Genomic DNA, 17,546 nt, shown 5'->3' with positions numbered 1-17,546 from the left:
CCAACCGATTCTTGCGTTCTTTGCAATGAGGTTGGGGCTGAATATACATACCTCAGGGGCGTATTATTTAGAATAATTAGTCCGCCTTTACGGGTGCTGTACGAATGATGAACTGTACTGTGCTGGGTTCATCCTCGTTTGCGCCTGAGAAGGAAGTGTAACTCTGAGAAGCTTCATCAACTGCTCTGAGTCTGTCTTTTACTGAAAGAAGATCCTCATCAACTGTGCCTGTGAGCTTCTGGATACCATCTTCGTCAAACTCAACCATACCGTCTGCAAGCTTTCTTGCGCCGTCGTTAAGTTCTACAGCACCATCCTTGAGTTCGCCTGCTCCGTCTCTGAGCTTGCCTGCTCCATCGTTGAGCTCGCCTACACCGTCATCAAGTTTTACAGTTCCGTCGTAGAGCTTACCTGCTCCGTCATCAAGCTTCTTTGCTCCATCGTCGAGCTTACCCGCACCGTCATCAAGCTTTACAGCACCATCATTAAGCTTGCCTACACCATCATCAAGTTTGCCTACTCCGTCTCTGAGCTTGCCTGCTCCGTCCTTAAGACTTGAAGCACCGTTTGCAAGCTTTGTTCCGCCATCCTTAAGTGACTTACTATTGTCATTAAGCTTCTTAGCGCCATCTGCAAGCTGCTTGGAACCGCCCTTAAGTGAAACAAGTCCCTGTCCAAGAGTTGTTCCGCCTGCATCAAGTTTCTTCATTCCATCGTAGAGACTGTTAGCACCAACTGCCAGCTGTGAAGCACCTGCCTGAATGTCCTTGAGGCCCTGGGTTGTATCTGTACCATAGAGCTTCTGCATAGCTTCCTTTGATGCAACAATTGTTTTATATGTTGCTGCAATGGTTGTAATTGCCTGTGTTCCTGTCTGTGTGGGAGTTTTTACTCCTGTTGCAATCTGAGAAAGAGCGTTTACATATATCTGCTGCTTTTTAGCAGGATCTGATTCTGCCGCTGCAGCTGTAAGTGCCTGCTGTAATGCAGCATAAAGTTGGGCACTGGCCTGCTGCTGTCCCTCGGCAGAAGCAGCTGCTATAGCAACATCTGCACCTGCACGAAGGTTCTGGATATCCTGAGCTGTCATACCTGTTGCGGCACAAATTGCTGCAATTCCGGTTTCATCAGCATATTGTTCAATCTCTCCCTCATAAGCTTCCTGACTCTCTTCGACAGTCTCTGTCCCAAGACTTACAGATTCTTCTCTCTGAGCTTCAGTGTTCTCGGTATTCTGTTCAGCTTCGCTACTCTCAGTGTTTTCAGTAGCCTGCTCTGTCTGTTCAGTACTCTCCTGATTTGAGCTCTCCTCAGGTGTCACCTGAGTATTCTCTGCATTTTCATTCGAGCTGTTTTCTTCAGTAGCTTCCTGATTCTCCTCGGGTGTTTCCTGACTCTTATCCTCTGTATCGGATGCTTTCTCTTTCTTATCACTATCGGAATCATCCTGTGACTGACTCTGATCTGAAGAACTGTTCTGCTGATCATTCAGGGCTTCCTGAAGAGCTTTCTCTGCCGCTTCTGCCCTCTTAGTAGCTTCCTCAGCCTTCTGCTCTGCTTCTTCTGCTCTCTTTTCGGACTCCTCTGCCTTCTGCTCTGCTTCCGCTGTCTTCTTCTCAGCATCCTTTGCCTTCTGTGTTTCAGCCTTTACCTCATCCGCATATGTATCAGCAAGTTTCTCAGTAATCTCCTTTACAAGTTTTGCCACATCTTTATCATCTGCAGGAGAAGCAGCATTTCTTACATTAACGCCTGCCTGCTGGTTTGCAGCAAAAGCTAAAGCATCTCCAAACTCTGCTTCAAAAGCAGACTGCGCTACAGTGAGCACCTCAAGCTGCTGTTTTACTCCATCCGCAGCAGTATTTATACCTGTACTAAGCTGTGCTGCGCCATCTGCAACGCTCTTAGCACCATCTTTGGCAGAAGTGATTCCGCCTGTGAGTGTTGTAGCACCGTCCTTAAGCTGACCGATACCTGTATCAAGGCTTGTAGCACCTGAAGATATCTGACCCACAGCATCTGTATATGTTCCAATTCCTGTGCTAAGTGTCGTTGCACCATCTGCAAGTGATTTACTTCCCTTTGCAAGCTCTCCTGCGCCATCCTTAAGCTGGCCTGTACCGTCCTTAAGTTCGCCGGTTCCGTTTCTGAGTTCACCGGTTCCGTTCTTAAGCTCACCTGTTCCGCTTGCAAGCTGGCTTGTGCCATCCTTAAGCTCACCTGCGCCGTTCTTAAGTTCGCCGGTTCCGTCCTTTAACTCTTTTGTTCCATCTGCAAGCTCCACAGTTCCGTCGTAAAGCTCTGATGTTCCGTCCTCAAACTTCTGTGTTCCGTCTGCAAGCTCACCTGTTCCGTCTCTAAGCTCTGTGGAAGCATCGGAAAGCTTGTCCATATCGCCGTTTAAGTCATCGAGTTTATCTGAATTGTAAATCTTATCAAGTCCGAGGTCTGATACTACGTTTGCGCTTGCCATTGATACTGTCATGGGAAGCTCAAAATCCTGAACGTCTGCAGTGATCTCTACGAAATCGGGGATATCAACCTCATCCTCGTCAATATCGTTCTCTTTTAATTTTTCATCATCAATCTTGAGTGACTCCTTGAGTCCGGGCATTGCAACACCGACTACAACGTAGTTGTTGGCATCGGAGATTACCTTACCGTTTGAAACCTTGACGTTGGCAAACTTCGCGTTATCAAGCATTGTTCCGGAGATCATTGTGAAAGGAACATCGATGTCCTCTGTCTGTCCATCAATCTCAACTTCCTTCTTAAGTGAGTTTGTATAGTCAAAGCGGATTCTTACTCTTCCGCTCTTGCCTGCGATATCCTCGGCCTTCATCTGCTTTCCGTCAAGTTCGTAGGTAACCTTTACGCCGACCGGAACTTCCTGTGTGGGTGTTCCCTGATAGTAGATGTCCTGTCCTTCGGCATCCCAGGTAACAGTTCCGTCGCCGTTGTCCTTGAAGGACTCATCGCCCTTAACATTTACGATGTCCTTCAGGTTTGTTGTATCTGTAAGTGACTTGTCGCCGTTTGCGTTCTTTAACCAGTTGCTTACCACAACTTCATCAACTGTACCATTGGCATCAGTCATAACATATACAGTCTCTTCTTTTCCGCTCTCAGAATTCTCTTTATTTCCGGTAAAAGCTGCTTGTGTCATTGTCTCCACAAGCTCTTCGGCTTCGGGGCTCTCCTCGGTAATGTCCTGAACTTGTACTGTATCTTCTGCTTTTTTACCAAGTCCGCAGCCTGTCATTGTACCGAATGCAAGTGCAAACGCTGTTAAAACTGATGTAGCTTTAAGTAAATTTCTCTTATACATACCAATTCCTCTTTTCCTTTTCTCGTCAGATATATAACCTTTTTCTCTGACTAAGTGTTTGCGAAAACTCTATTTCAAATTGATGTTTTATTACTGTTTCAACCAAGTCCTACCTGATCAAGGACTGCAACGTCTTTATTTTTCTTTCTGTCTGCATCTCTTTTAATGCAATCATGCATACCCCATGTAGTTCTAATGATAAGTCCATCGAATATCATGTACATAGAAGGGAGAACAAAAATAACTACTGCCATACTGATCAGCGCACCTCTTGCCATGAGGAAGCAAAGAGATCCGATCATGTCGACGCTGGATACGAGTCCTACGCCGAAGGTTGCTGCGAAGAAGCTTAGCGCACTTACGATAACCGACTTCATACTTGTTGAAAGTGCGATTCTCGTAGCCTGCTTCTTGCTCTGGCCATCTTTTCTCTCCTTACAATAACGAGTTGTCATAAGGATTGCATAGTCAACAGTTGCACCGAGCTGAATTGTTCCGATAACAACCGATGATATGAAAGGTATTACGGTTCCCGTAAATCCGGGGATACCCATGTTGATGAAAATAGCAAATTCTATAACTGCAACCAGTATAAAAGGAAGAGATATAGATTTCATTACAAATGCAATGATAAGGAATACACAGCCAATAGAAACAATACTGACTGTCTTAAAATCTTTATCGGTAATCGTGATCAAATCCTTAGTACAAGGTGCCTCACCGACGACCATTGCTGTAGGACTGTACTTTTTCACAATTTCGTTTACCTTATCAATCTGAGCGTTAACTTCATCGGATGCTGTTTTATACTGACTTGTAACCATTAGCATCTGATACTCATCACTTGAAAGCTCATCCTTAAGCTCAGTGGGAATCATGTCCCTGGGAAGAAGCGGTCCCATCAGTGATTCAAGTCCGAGTACTCCATCAACTCCATCAACACTCTTAAGTTCATTCACCATGCCCTGCATTGTAGCTGTATCAAGGTTTGCATCCACAAGGATCATGTAGGTTGTATTTGTTTCAAAATTCTTTTCAAGCTCTATCATCGCCTGTCTGCTCGAAAGCTTAACGGGCAGTGTCTCTGACAGATCGTAGTAAACAGCTGCGTGTCTGTATCCCCAGATTGCCGGAGGAAGGAGACACAGGAAAAGCACTCCGAATATGATGGCATGCTTGGATATCCATCTGGGTGTTTTTACAAATTCCTGAATAACCGGTTTATGTTTTGTCTTCTCTATTATTTTATCAAATATCAGAATCATTGCGGGAAGAACTGTTACGCAGGCAACAACGCCGAAGATAACGCCCTTCGCCATGACGATTCCAAGGTCAAGGCCGATTGTGAAGCTCATGAAGCAAAGTGCCACGAAACCTGCGATGGTTGTAATTGATGAACCAAGCACCGACTGGAACGTTGCGGTGATAGCGTTTGCCATTGCTTCCTTTTTATCATCTATACCCTTTTCAAGTTCCTCCTGGTAACTGTGCCACAGGAAAATTGAATAATCCAGTGTAACACCGAGCTGAAGAACCGCACTAAGCGATTTTGTAAGGAATGAAATCTGTCCCAGGAATATGTTTGTTCCCATGTTGAACATGATTGCAATTCCTATACTTATAAGGAAGAAGAAAGGTATAAGGTAGGAATCCATTGTCAGTGAAAGAACAATTACAGCAAGAAGTACTGCCATTCCTACATATATAGGTGTTTCTTTTTCCGTAAGATTCTTGGTATCAAGAACGATTGCCGCCATTCCCGAAAGGAAGCATTTTTCATTGGCTATCTTCCTGATCTCTGTTATGGCCTCCATCGTGCCGTCGCTCGAGGTCGTATCATCAAAGATGATAAACATCAGCTGTGTGTCTCCGGTTCCGAGTGCCTCGGTTACCTTATCCGGAAGCATCTCCTTCGGAATGGAATAGTCCATGAAGGTGTCATACCAGATAACCTTCTTTACATGATTAACTGTCTCAATATTCGCCTTCAACTCGGCTATGTCTTTATCAGCCATACCCTCAACTACGAAAAGCGAATACGCTCCGGTTCCGAACTGATCCATGAGGATGTCCTGACCTTTCATGGTCTCAATCTCCCCGGGCAGATATGAGAGGATATCGTAATTAACTCTCGTGGCTGCCATTCCCGCAAGGCACGGAATCATCAGTGCGATGCTGGCAATCAGTATTATGAATCTGGATTTTACAATTGCCTTAGAAAAAAATTTCATAACCATTTCCTCACAAAAATATTTTATGACCGCTGGTCATTTTTTACACTTTATGTTATACTCCAAAAATGACCGATGGTCAATATTTATTTTTAAGATGTAAAAAGCGAGGAAAACCCGTAGGGTTTTTCGAGCCTTTTCTCAATATATGTGGTAGGATTTATTTATGGGAAAATGGGACGAAAACAAAAAATTGAAATTTGATTCTCTCTTAAACACCTCCTTTGAGTTGTTCACTTCGCAGGGAATCAATCAGACGTCAATTTCCGACATTGTTAAGAAGGCCGGAGTTGCGAAGGGAACCTTTTATCTGTATTTCAAAGACAAATATGATATAAGGAACCGTTTGATTGCGCGTAAATCAAATCAGCTCTTTGGTGTCGCTTACGAAGAACTTCTAAAGGAAGACCTTCATTCGGTTGAGGATAAGATTATTTTCATGATGAAGCATATTCTCATTGAGCTTTCAAATAATCATATGCTCCTATCCCTTATTTATAAGGATCTCAGCTGGGCTCTGTTTAAGGAGGCCATGACCACGAACATTGATGACTCCGAGACTGACTTCCTGAGGATAATCACCGAGATGTTTGAGGAATCCGAGGTGAAATATCGAAATCCCGAGCTCATGATGTTTCTGATAGTCGAGATGGTCAGCTCCGCAGGCTACAGTTCTATTATCTACAAGCAGCCACAGCCACTTGATGAACTGATGCCCGAACTCGAATACGCTGTTCGCGGCATTATTAAAACCTATGAAATAAAGTAAATTGCAAATATCCTTTAATCGAAATAACCCGCGTTGGCAAGACGCGGGTTTTTCAGGTAGGAGATTTCTTATGACTATGTATGTCATTTAGTTAGCTTTTGCTAACACGGTTATATTAGCACAGACTAACATTCATTGCAAGTACTTATTTCCATTTTTTAATTTTGCACAGGTGAATCTGCGCTATCTTGCAGAATTTCTCTGGATGAAACCCTGAAGTGCAACTCATAGTAATATGCCGAAATAAGAATAAGATTCGCAAAAATCCAGGCAGTTATCTCACCATAATAGATTCCGCGACAGCCGACAAAGCCCGTGATCACGCTCTGCAACGCCATTGGAAGTCCGACAACTATAAGCCTTCTCACCACATCGCTGCTAATATACTCATTGTTGTCACGGGCAATATCATCATCGGCTTTCTTTTCATGCAGCATCCCGTAGACGTTATATCCGCAAACAATCATCACTAGAGCTTCTGAAAGAATAGTACCAAGGGCCGCACCTGCAAAAATCACGCTTACATAAGTCTTTGCATAATCGAACGCCTCTGTCTTGGTTCATACCGTTCCCTCTAATTACTTTTTTATTTCATAGGAATTACCTATACAATAAATAGCTTTGGTATCCATAAATTGCATGGATACCAAAGTCTATGATCACTTATCTTCCCAGGTTGCCAAAAAAGGCATCTCCCGAGTCACCATGTTTATTGCCGCCCCGGCCGTCTCCTCCAAAGTCGTCGTCTGAGCCGTATTCTTCATCCGGATAATCATCGTCTTCGTCGTCCTCATCCGGATAGTTATCTTCGGAATCATCCTCGAAGTCTTCCTCATCCTCATCATAGTCTTCGTCGGATTCATCTTCCTCATCGTACTCGTCTTCGTCGTCCTCGTCATCATCGTCTTCTTCGAAATCGTACTCATCATCTTCGGCTTCCTCAAAGTCGCCGTCGTACTCCATGTCGTAGTACCCCTCTTCTTCAAGACGTTCTCTGACATCGCGGTCGAAATCAAGCTCGTAATCATTCGGATTAAGTCCAGCATCCTCAAGCATCTCTCGGCGCTCATCTTCTTCCGCGCGAAGGAATTCCTCAAAATCCAGTCCCGCATTGCAGACAGCTTCTACGAGTTCAGCGTCCACGTATACTGTGAAGTCCGCATCATTGCCGTCGAAGTCGTCATCCACATAGGGGAGATTTTCAGGAAAAAGAGAAAACATTTTTCCGTTTTCATCAAAGTCTAAAGGGCCGAAGCCTTTACCAAGGTTTACGTTCATATAACCCTCATCCGTCAGCTAAAGCTGACACCTTCCCCCTTAGGGGGAAGGCATAATATCTTAGTCTCGTTCAACTATAGCCGCAGCTCCCATTCCGCCGCCTACGCAAAGAGTAGCGAGTCCCTTCTTGGCGTCGCGTCTCTGCATCTCATAGAGAAGTGTTACAAGAATACGGCAGCCTGAGCATCCTACCGGGTGTCCAAGGGCGATAGCGCCGCCGTTTACATTGAGCTTGTTAAGGTCAAAACCGAGATCCTTACCAACTGCAACTGACTGAGCAGCGAATGCCTCGTTAGCCTCGATAAGATCAAAGTCAGAAATCTGATAGCCAGCCTTAGCCATTGTCTTCTTGGTTGCAGCAACAGGACCGATACCCATGATGCGGGGCTCAACGCCTGCAAGCTCACCGGCAATCCATGTAGCCATGGGCTTGATGCCAAGCTCCTTAGCCTTCTCTTCACTCATAACTACGATAGCTGCTGCGCCGTCGTTGATACCTGAAGAGTTAGCTGCTGTTACCATTCCATCAGGTTTGAAAGCGGGACGGAGCTTAGAGATGCTCTCCTTTGTTACACCTGCTCTGGGGCCTTCATCCTTAGCAAACATAACAGTTTCCTTCTTAACCTTTACAGGAACGGGAACGATCTCCTCATCAAATACGCCATTAGCCTGTGCCTTCTCGCACTTCTGCTGAGAATTTGCAGCAAACTCGTCGAGCTCTTCTCTTGTAAGTCCCCACTGCTCACAGATATTCTCAGCTGTGATACCCATGTGGAAGCCTCCGAACGCATCTGTAAGTGCATCCTTGATCATTGTATCGATGAGCTCACCGTTGTTCATACGGTAACCAAATCTTGCATTCTGAAGTGCATAAGGTGCACGAGACATACTCTCTGTACCACCTGCTACGATAATATCTGCATCTCCCATAGAGATAAGCTTTGCTGCAAGGTTTACACAGTGAAGACCTGATCCGCAAAGTACGTTAATTGTAGTTGCAGGAACCTCAACCGGTATTCCTGCATTAACTGCTGCCTGACGTGCTACGTTCTGGCCTGTACCTGCCTGAATTACGCAGCCCATATATACTTCATCTACCTGCTCAGGCTTTACACCTGAACGCTTCAATGCTTCCTTAATTACGATTGTTCCAAGATCCGGAGCCGGGATGTCCTTAAGAGCACCCCCCATAACACCTATTGCTGTTCTACAAGCTCCTGCTAAAACTACTTTTCGTGCCATGCCTTTCTTTTCCTCCTTATAATGAAAATTGTTTTATTTTTTCCGGAATTCGTGATGATAATTCCGGATGAATTACAAAACGAAATACAATAATATTATATCAAAAGCTCCATGATTAGTAAAAATCCGGGAAACCCAAAAGCTTCCCGGATTCTGAATGATTATTTTATTTTTACACTCTTTGCGTCTGACCAGTCTGAATAGTATTTGACATTATTATGCTCGATATAAGTTCTGACTCTGAAGTAATATTTCTTATGTCTCTTAAGCTTGTTTATTTTTATCTTCCTTTTATTATTTCCCGCAATTTGTGTCTTTGCAATTTCGAAAGATTTTGTTTTTACATTCTTCGAAAAATTCTTGTTAGTCGAGAACTGGATTTCGTAACCGTTAACGCCTGTAACGTCCTTAATGGTTATCTCTGCCTTTTTCTTACCGGGAGATTTTACCTTGGTTACTTTTCCGTTTTCAATTTTGGCATTGTTTAATGAGAAGGTATATTTTACCTGATTACCCTCAATTTTTAAGTAATATGTACCCGGTGCTAAATAAATATCGCTGGATGCCGGTGATCCTGAACACGCTTTTCCCAAATGTTGTTTCTCAAACAGGTCTTGATTATATAAAGTTGCGTCCGCATAATTGTATCCGGAAACGACCTCGCTTTCAGCCACAGCCGTATAATGATACTTACCTTCCTGGGTGATGTTCACCTTATACCAATCCTCTGCATCAGTGGCTGTAAAAGAATCCGTCACAGAAGTGTTCAGAGTATATTCCTTTGGATTGTCGTAGCTATCCTTCCCATTTTCTGATACTCCATAGCTCTCAAATACTGTCTTTAATCTATAGCTCTGTTTTTGGCTTCTATTACGGGGACTTTCACTTGATACTCTGATGTAATATGTGCCTGCTGAAAGAGCCTTGGAATCCGTTCCTGTCCATGCTGAATCATCTACATTCATCTGACCTGTAGTCATTACTCTATATGACGTATCAGAGCTATTAAAAACATCTAAACCTATATGGCTTGTGTTTTTTAACATAAGACCAATCTTGAATATACCATCTGATGGTAATGTAACTTTATAGAAATCCTGGCTGGCAACACCTATTTCATTCCATCCGGTCCACTCCATATTTGCCGGTAATTCTACAGTTGTATCAAAAGTGCTTCCGCCCGCAGCTTCGGCAACAATTATATTCCCCGTATTAAACGCACTGATTGGACTAACTGCCACAGTTAATGCTAACAGCACTCCCCCAATATTTTTTAGTAATTTTTCTTTTTTCATCCTCTTTTCCCTCTTTTCTTCGAAATGTCATACAACTTTACAAGTATACCACAAAATATGAAAAAAATCCGAGAACCTTAAAGCTTCCCGGATTTTGAATGTTTATTACATTTATTTTATTTTTGTATTCTTTACGTTTGACCAGTCTGAGTAAAATCTTGACTTGTTTGATTCTACATAGCCTCTGATTCTAAAATAGTATTTCTTATGTCTCTTAAGCTTGCCAATGGTGATTTTTCTGTAACCGTTTCCAATGCTCTCAGCCTTATCATTCTCAAAAGATTTTGATTTTACATTTTTTTTGAAATTCTTGTCAGTTGAGTACTGAATCTGATAGCCATTAGCATCTTTTGCTTCCTTGAAGGTAACCTCTACCTTTTTCTTCTTGGGTGACTTTACTTTTGTTATTTTACTCTTTTTGATTGTAGAACCCTTTACAGAAAAAGAATATTTTGTGTTTTTGCCTTCAAGCTTTATGTAATACACTCCGGGAGTAAGATAAGCATCTCCTGTTTTAATCTCCTGAGTATATCCTCCATTTCTTTCAAGCGAAAGCTTTTCTTCTGTCAAATCAGAATTCATTATTTTAGCATTACAGGTTATTGATCCACCTTCAAAACCATAACTGGTAATGCTAAAAATATACTTTCCTTCTTTATCTACATTAAATCTGTACCAATCCATGTTCTCTGTCCAAGTAAATGCATCTGTAGCTACAGTATTGATTGTATATTCCTTAGGATTATCATAGCTATCTTCGACACTTTCAGATGTTCCGTAACTATTAAAACTGGTCTTTATCTTATAGTTCTGATAACCATTACCCTTATCTTTATTTCTGACACCCTTTCCAGTAACTTCAATGTAGTAAGTTCCCGCTGACAAAACACGTTTATCGGATTCTGTAACAGGAGCATCTTCTTCTGTCCCGAAAATAGTTTGTACATGACACAAGATATCAGTGTTCTTCTCTTTACGAAGAAATGCGTTCACGCCATAACAATTCTTAAATGCAGCACTTAATGTAAGCTCCCCATCTTCAGCCAAAACCACTTTGTAGAAGTGTGTTCCTCCATCAACAAGTGGTGTCCATGCTGTCCATTCTGAATTAGGCGTTAGCACAGTTGCCGTATCCTGTGTCTCACCTGCTGCCTTAACTGTAAGCTTTGTCTCAGGAGCAAATGTGCTAAAAGATGCAACTGACATAAACATTGCAAGAAGCAGAGCTCCTGTCCTTTTTAATAATCCATTTTTCTTCATCTTCGTTTCCCTCTTTTCCTTATCTTATTTTTGTTGTTCTATCTATAAGTACCGGCGGGTTTTGATTTGGTTTTATATTTTTGAAAAATTTTTAAAAAAATTTTTTTTGCACGAAAAAAGTGGCTGTAGACTAAACTACAACTGCCTCCTTTAACTCTGCTTAATTTATTTTGCGCTTTCAATTACAGACTTAATCACACCGGCTGAGGTGTCTGAATAAAACGTGAGTAATGTAGCATCCGTTGGTTGATACAGGGTTTTAATATCCGAATCACCATTTGGATAGTCTATCCATTCAACTTCGCCTTCATATATCTGATTTGTGGTATTACTTTTACCATCATAATCATATACGAATTCATATCCCATGTGCACCGAAGATCCGTAGAAGCCATCATGTGAATTCTTTCCCCAGTAATCACCAACATGAGCTCCCAGAGTTTCTCCCATTTTAATCCAATCGGATTTAGCATCCACCCAGGTGTAAATGTTCATCATGTAATCAGCCTCACAGGTTCCCTGCTGGACTATAAACTCCGGAATACCATCAGCCGTAACATCATACACAAAGTAAAGTGGATAATAGCTATCAATTATTCCTTCCGCCTGCTTTTGCTTTATAAGCTCAGCTGCCTTTTTCGCCATAAGCTCCGAATTCATTGATACTTTCGAACTGCTTACTTTCCATTTCGAATAGTCAAAAGTGCTGCAATCCTTAATGATAAGGCCACCGAAAATATCCGGATTTCCACCCTTTACAGCTGTTGCGGTGAAGGGAAACAAACTGGGTGCTGCCCCGGGTTCATCATCCAATGATTTCCAACTGTACTGTCCGGTCAACGTATATGTTCCGTCGCCATTATTTTTTATATCAAGTCCTTCATAGGCATAATAGTCCATTGCCAATTCGCCTTCTCCGAGCAGATTGTCAGAGTCGACAGTGACGCCATTATCATCAAAATCGTAATCAACGGGTATTTCTATACCAAGGGCATTATAGAAATCCTTTACAAAAGGAACGTCCAGTTTATCATCCTTTTTCCAAGGGAAGGCCTTTTTTCCTTCAGGGTTATTCCATAATGTATATACAGCATACAATCTTGCACAAAATACAAAGTTCCCTGCGTCCAGCCAATCCTGTGAATAAAAGCCGATGGCATCAACAATCTGAATTTTCTCATCTTCTGTAAGGGTTACATCATCAGATGTATTATCCGGGCTTTCATCATTATTTCCATCATTGTTTTCTCCACTTCCTGATGGTATTGTGCCATCTTGATTCTGAGAATCATTGGATTGTCCTTCAGAATCCCCCTGATTAACCGCTTCCGCTAACCCATCCAGATCCTCATCACTCGCATCTGCTGATTTCTCTGTTTTTGCAGCGTTCTGCTCTACAACATAATAAGTTGCTCCGGCACCTGCGCCAGCTCCGACCAGAATTGCTCCGGCGATTATCAGAGCTTTCACGCCCATTGATATTCCGGCACCTGTAGCAGCACCTGCTGTACCTGCGACCGCAGCTCCTGCTGTTCCGGCTGCTGCTCCCGAAGAAGCTTCCACACCGGCATTAACTCCTGCAACTGATCCGGTTGCTGCCGCTTTTGCAAAACCTGCAGCAGCCATATTTGCTGACATTCCTGCTCCTGCGTTTCCAAGTGCGATAGCTCCGGGTGTAAGTCCGACCTGCGCACAGCTTCCCGCATAGATGCCCTCTGCAGCCTTTGCGGAGAGCTTCGTATTCTCTGACATAAGCCTGATAGCATAGTACAAAGTAGGAAGTGCAACAACGTGAAGTCTGATACCGTCTCGCTTTTCTGTTCCCTCAACCTTATCCTTGAGGAATTTGCGCGCATAGTTCAGGCGGCTCTTAACCGTTCCCTCCGAGCAATCCTGCATCTGCGCAATTTCTCCGACTGAAAAACCATCAAAATAATAAGCGATAACCGCAGCTTTCTGAACCTCCGGAAGCTCATCGATGAACTCCTGAATTATCCTGCTTGTTTCCTTCTGATCTGCCGACAGCTCAGGCAGTGACGTGAGGTCATTACTCTCAAGTGTCTCGAAGATATCATTTCCTTCCTCATCGCCATTTAGAAGCACATCTTTTTTCTTGCGAAAGATTTTCATTCCCTGATTATGGCAGATTCCGTCCAACCATCCGAAAAGAGACTCCGCATTCTGCAGGCTCTTTATGTTTTTGTAGGCCTCAATATAAACAATCTGCGTCAGATCCTGCGCATCAGCCTCATCCTTCATGTATGCCTTTGCACGGAAATAAACGTGATTGTAGGTTGTTGAATATACCGCATTGAAGCCCTCTTCTTTTCCCGCCGCCATATCCTCAATGGCTCTTATAAGCTTTTCATCCATTCTACACATCTCCATATTTATTATCTTATAGTTGTCGAAACCGCTCTCCTCCTTTCCCTGGTTCTACTTATTAGTACCCTTGAAAAGTCGTTTGGTTTTACATCTATAAAAAAATTCTAATATTGTTTATGATAAGCAGAGGGTGCCCTATTTTGTTGTCATTTCTTTAATTTTACCCCTACTTTTTTGCTCCACTTGGAATAAACTTTCTGCCTTCCAACATTTTTATAAGTACGTATGCGCACATAGAATTTCTTACCATATTTTATGTGCTTAAATTTCTTGGCCGTGGCATTCGGTTTATCTATAAAAATCGAACCCACCTTGTTTCTGAATTTCTTGTTAGTGCTGAACTGAATTTCATAGCCATCGATTCCGGATTTCACTTTTTTCCATTTGAGCTTTAGTGCCGATTTTCCGGTGATGACATCGTTTAGCTTTGTCTTTTTCATATAGGGATCGACAGGTACCGTCCCCTTGGGCTCTGTTCCCGTATAAAGTCCGGGTTCAAGCTGTCCGTTTTCGAAAAGAGCATTAAGCGTAGAGGTTTTGTATTTCGAATAAACGTCGTTAGGAACAGTGTGTCCCCACTGGATTCTCTTATAAGTCTGCGTCGTAAGTCCGCGTGATGAGTAGAGCTGGGTTACAGTCTGCGAACCCGATGCATTCTTGGTATCAATTCCGCTGGTTGCCGTGAATTTGCCTGCAGCAGCTTCATCAGTCCAGAATTCAAAGCCGCATGCATAGAAGAGGTAATCCGACTTATCAATCGATGCCGTTTTTCCCCAAAAGTGCAGCACGCAGTTCTTCATCTCATCCGCAGTAAGGTCTACCTTCGCATAGCTGTCAGTATAGGTTATGCTGTTACATTTTTTAGACTTGGAATTTTTCCACGGAAGAGTATAAACTCGAATTCCACTGGGATATGGCTGTGAGTCGATGACAATCCATTTTCTTTTTGAAAGCGAATATGCAAAGAGTTTTATTTTACCCAGATAAACCGTGAACTTCTCAGGAAGTGTCTCCCCGCTTGTCAGATAAACCGCCCCCATTGAGAGCACTCTCTTTGATTCAGGGGATGAAGTATCACTAAGAATGTGTCCGTAATATCTATTCGCCTTGATCATGAAATCACTCATCGATTCGGAGCGAAGCGTCATGGAATCATAAACTGGATCGGAGCCCTCTGCGTAAGACGTGATTGGCGCCATCAATAAAATCATGGCCGCCATCAATATTGAAAGTGAACGAGTAATAATACTTTTAGCAAAACTTTTTTTCAAACCCAAATTCCTCCTAATCTTATGTTCCCCTGCACATTGCTCTATTTTATCACATTTTCCCTAAAAAAATCCCGCCTCAAGCTTTTGAGGCGGGGTGATTATTAAAGTTTCCAGATGTCTCTGTTATACTCTTCAATTGTTCTGTCTGATGAGAAGAAGCCGGCCTTTGCAATGTTGGTAAGCATCATTCTCTTCCACTTATCACGGTTCTCGTAGTCTGCGAAAATCAAATCCTTTTCACGGATATAATCCTCGAGATCGATAAGAGTCATGAACCAGTCCTTCTTAAGGAGCTCATCCTGGAGACGCTTCAAGTTCTCCTTGTGGCCCACTGCAAGGCACTGCTTGGATGTGATGAAATCAACTGCTTCCTTGATGACCTTGCTCTTCTTGTAGTAATCCTTTGAAACGTAGTCTGCCTTCTTGTAATGAGTGATAACTTCATCCGCGCTTATACCGAAGATGTAAATGTTATCATCACCTACGAGATTGTGAATCTCTACGTTTGCACCGTCATCGGTTCCAAGAGTAACTGCACCGTTAAGCATGAACTTCATGTTACCTGTTCCTGAAGCTTCCTTACTTGCAAGTGAGATCTGCTCGGATACATCACAAGCGGGGATAAGCTTCTCAGCATAGCTTACGTTATAGTTCTCTACCATAACAACCTTCATGTAATCCTTTACATCGGGATCATTGTTAACGATCTCCTGAAGGCAGAGAAGCAGGTGAATAATATCCTGCGCAATTACATAAGCGGGAGCAGCCTTCGCACCAAAAATGAATGTGATGGGACGCGCGGGCTTCTTGCCGCCCTTGATCTCCAGATACTTGTGGATGATGTAAAGGGCATTCATCTGCTGACGCTTGTACTCATGAAGTCTCTTAACCTGAATGTCGAAGATGGAGTTAGGATCAACCTCAACATTCTCCTTCTTCTTAAGGTAATCAGCGAGCTCTTCCTTCTTCTGATGCTTGATGGCATCAAGCTTATCCAGAGTCTCCTGATCGTCGATGAACTTAAGGAGATCCTCAAGCTTATCAGCATCCTTCTTGAATCCGTCACCGATCTTATCAGAGATGAACTCAGTAAGAGGATGGTTACAGGACATAAGCCATCTTCTGAAGGTTACGCCGTTTGTCTTGTTATTGAACTTCTCAGGATATAGCTTGTAAAAATCATTAAGCTCTGAGTTTTTCAGAATCTCAGTGTGGATGGCAGCAACACCATTTACGGAGAAACCGTAGTGGATGTCAATAAATGCCATGTGTACCTTCTTATCCTTGTCAATGATCTGAACTGCAGGATCCTTAACCTTAGCGCGGATTCTCTTATCAAGCTCCTTTATATAAGGAACGAGCTGCGGAACAGCCTTCTCAATATACTTAAGAGGCCATGTCTCAAGTGCCTCTGCGAGGATTGTATGGTTTGTATAAGCGCAGGTCTTAGATACAACATCGATGGCATCATCCATTGAAAATGCCTTATCCTCAACAAGAATTCTGATGAGTTCGGGAATAATCATTGTGGGGTGCGTATCGTTGATCTGGATAACTGCATGCTTATTGAGCTCGCGAAGGTCATACTGATGCTCCTTCTGCTCCTTCAGGATGAGCTGAGCTGCATTACTTACAAGGAAGTACTCCTGATAAATTCTAAGGAGGTTGCCCGCCTCATCGGAATCATCGGGATAGAGGAAAAGTGTAAGATTCTTCTCGATCTCTTCCTTATCAAAAGTGATGCCTTTCTTTACAAGGCTCTCGTCAACTGTCTCAACATCGAATAATCTGAGCTTGTTAACGCCTGTGTCATAGCCGACAACATTCATGTTATAAAGTCTTGAAACGACTTTCTTTTTACCAAAAGCTACCTCAAAGGTGGTGTCTGTCTTCTCAAGCCAGGATTCCTTCTCAATCCACGCATCCTTCTCTGCAGTCTGAAGATTGTCCTTGAACACCTGCTTAAAGAGACCATAGTGGTAATTAAGGCCGATACCCTCTCCTGAAAGTCCAAGAGTTGCAATGGAATCAAGGAAACATGCTGCAAGTCTTCCGAGACCGCCGTTACCAAGTGAAGGCTCGGGCTCGCACTCCTCGATGGCTGCAAGGCTCTTGTCGTTCTTTTCAAGAATCTCGCTTACCTTATCATAGATTCTGAGGTTGATAAGGTTATTTGAAAGGAGCTTTCCGATAAGGAACTCCATTGAAATATAATATATCTTCTTCTCGCCGCCTGTAATCTGCGCTACATCCATAAGACGATTTGAGTACTCAAGAAGAACAACATAGGTCTCCTTATCGCTCAAATCTTTAAGGCTCTTGCCGAACTTCTCGTTCGCAATGCCGCTAAGTGACTCCTCCATATTGGTTACTAAAACGTCCTGCTGTAAATTACTGTGCTGACTCATAATTCCTCCTTTCGCCTTTTTGGAGAAAACGTTTTCTCCAAAACTGAATATATCATATCATGCGAAAACGTTTTCCGCA

The 17,546-nt window shown here is 42.9% G+C and carries 11 protein-coding genes; 1 reads left to right on the top strand and 10 read right to left on the bottom strand.

What is annotated here, in order from left to right; translation table 11 throughout:
• Window positions 1–76 precede the first annotated feature (76 nt).
• Window positions 77–3,328: a hypothetical protein gene (locus BMW61_RS03320; RefSeq protein ID WP_091819797.1), complete on the bottom strand. Its 3,252-nt coding sequence runs from the start codon at window positions 3,326–3,328 to the stop codon at window positions 77–79.
• A 98-nt stretch (window positions 3,329–3,426) separates the two neighbouring features.
• The gene (locus tag BMW61_RS03315) at window positions 3,427–5,559 is read right to left on the bottom strand and encodes an efflux RND transporter permease subunit (RefSeq protein WP_091819796.1); all 2,133 of its coding nucleotides are present in this window, start codon (window positions 5,557–5,559) and stop codon (window positions 3,427–3,429) included.
• Between the two features lie 166 nt (window positions 5,560–5,725).
• Here BMW61_RS03315 and BMW61_RS03310 point away from each other — a divergent pair, with 166 nt between their 5' ends.
• Window positions 5,726–6,328: a TetR/AcrR family transcriptional regulator gene (locus BMW61_RS03310; RefSeq protein ID WP_091819794.1), complete on the top strand. Its 603-nt coding sequence runs from the start codon at window positions 5,726–5,728 to the stop codon at window positions 6,326–6,328.
• A 158-nt stretch (window positions 6,329–6,486) separates the two neighbouring features.
• Here the strand turns inward: BMW61_RS03310 and BMW61_RS03305 are convergent, their stop codons facing one another.
• The 8 genes from BMW61_RS03305 to BMW61_RS03270 all read right to left on the bottom strand — a co-directional run bounded on the left by BMW61_RS03305 (window position 6,487) and on the right by BMW61_RS03270 (window position 17,467).
• Entirely contained in the window at window positions 6,487–6,846 is a 360-nt protein-coding gene (locus BMW61_RS03305) for a hypothetical protein (protein ID WP_091819793.1), read from the bottom strand.
• Window positions 6,847–6,991: 145 nt separating this feature from the next.
• Window positions 6,992–7,606: a hypothetical protein gene (locus BMW61_RS21760; protein ID WP_175475081.1), complete on the bottom strand. Its 615-nt coding sequence runs from the start codon at window positions 7,604–7,606 to the stop codon at window positions 6,992–6,994.
• Window positions 7,607–7,666: 60 nt separating this feature from the next.
• Window positions 7,667–8,848, bottom strand: coding sequence for an acetyl-CoA C-acetyltransferase (locus BMW61_RS03295; protein WP_022760903.1), 1,182 nt, complete (start codon window positions 8,846–8,848; stop codon window positions 7,667–7,669).
• A 161-nt stretch (window positions 8,849–9,009) separates the two neighbouring features.
• Complete coding sequence (locus tag BMW61_RS03290) at window positions 9,010–10,143, bottom strand: hypothetical protein (protein WP_091819792.1); 1,134 nt, start codon at window positions 10,141–10,143, stop codon at window positions 9,010–9,012.
• Between the two features lie 111 nt (window positions 10,144–10,254).
• On the bottom strand, window positions 10,255–11,403 hold the full coding sequence (locus BMW61_RS03285) for a hypothetical protein (protein WP_091819791.1): 1,149 nt from the start codon (window positions 11,401–11,403) through the stop codon (window positions 10,255–10,257).
• 165 nt (window positions 11,404–11,568) lie between these two features.
• Entirely contained in the window at window positions 11,569–13,776 is a 2,208-nt protein-coding gene (locus BMW61_RS03280) for an RNA polymerase sigma factor (protein ID WP_175475080.1), read from the bottom strand.
• A gap of 158 nt (window positions 13,777–13,934) precedes the next feature.
• Entirely contained in the window at window positions 13,935–15,059 is a 1,125-nt protein-coding gene (locus BMW61_RS03275) for a hypothetical protein (RefSeq protein ID WP_091819788.1), read from the bottom strand.
• Between the two features lie 101 nt (window positions 15,060–15,160).
• On the bottom strand, window positions 15,161–17,467 hold the full coding sequence (locus BMW61_RS03270; RefSeq protein ID WP_175475079.1) for a glycogen/starch/alpha-glucan phosphorylase: 2,307 nt from the start codon (window positions 17,465–17,467) through the stop codon (window positions 15,161–15,163).
• Between the last annotated feature and the right edge of the window lie 79 nt (window positions 17,468–17,546).

The sequence above is a fragment of the Butyrivibrio sp. ob235 genome (genome assembly GCF_900109475.1).
Classification (GTDB): domain Bacteria; phylum Bacillota; class Clostridia; order Lachnospirales; family Lachnospiraceae; genus Butyrivibrio.
The sequence above is the reverse complement of the archived record's forward strand: the minus strand, read 5'-3'. Positions and strand labels throughout refer to the sequence as shown.

Coding starts and splice junctions, on each gene's coding strand:
- BMW61_RS03320 (WP_091819797.1), bottom strand. CDS start 3,328: ATGTATAAGAGAAATTTACTTAAAGCTACATCAGTTTTAACAGCGTTT.
- BMW61_RS03315 (WP_091819796.1), bottom strand. CDS start 5,559: ATGAAATTTTTTTCTAAGGCAATTGTAAAATCCAGATTCATAATACTG.
- BMW61_RS03310 (WP_091819794.1), top strand. CDS start 5,726: ATGGGAAAATGGGACGAAAACAAAAAATTGAAATTTGATTCTCTCTTA.
- BMW61_RS21760 (WP_175475081.1), bottom strand. CDS start 7,606: ATGAACGTAAACCTTGGTAAAGGCTTCGGCCCTTTAGACTTTGATGAA.
- BMW61_RS03295 (WP_022760903.1), bottom strand. CDS start 8,848: ATGGCACGAAAAGTAGTTTTAGCAGGAGCTTGTAGAACAGCAATAGGT.
- BMW61_RS03290 (WP_091819792.1), bottom strand. CDS start 10,143: ATGAAAAAAGAAAAATTACTAAAAAATATTGGGGGAGTGCTGTTAGCA.
- BMW61_RS03285 (WP_091819791.1), bottom strand. CDS start 11,403: ATGAAGAAAAATGGATTATTAAAAAGGACAGGAGCTCTGCTTCTTGCA.
- BMW61_RS03280 (WP_175475080.1), bottom strand. CDS start 13,776: ATGGATGAAAAGCTTATAAGAGCCATTGAGGATATGGCGGCGGGAAAA.
- BMW61_RS03270 (WP_175475079.1), bottom strand. CDS start 17,467: ATGAGTCAGCACAGTAATTTACAGCAGGACGTTTTAGTAACCAATATG.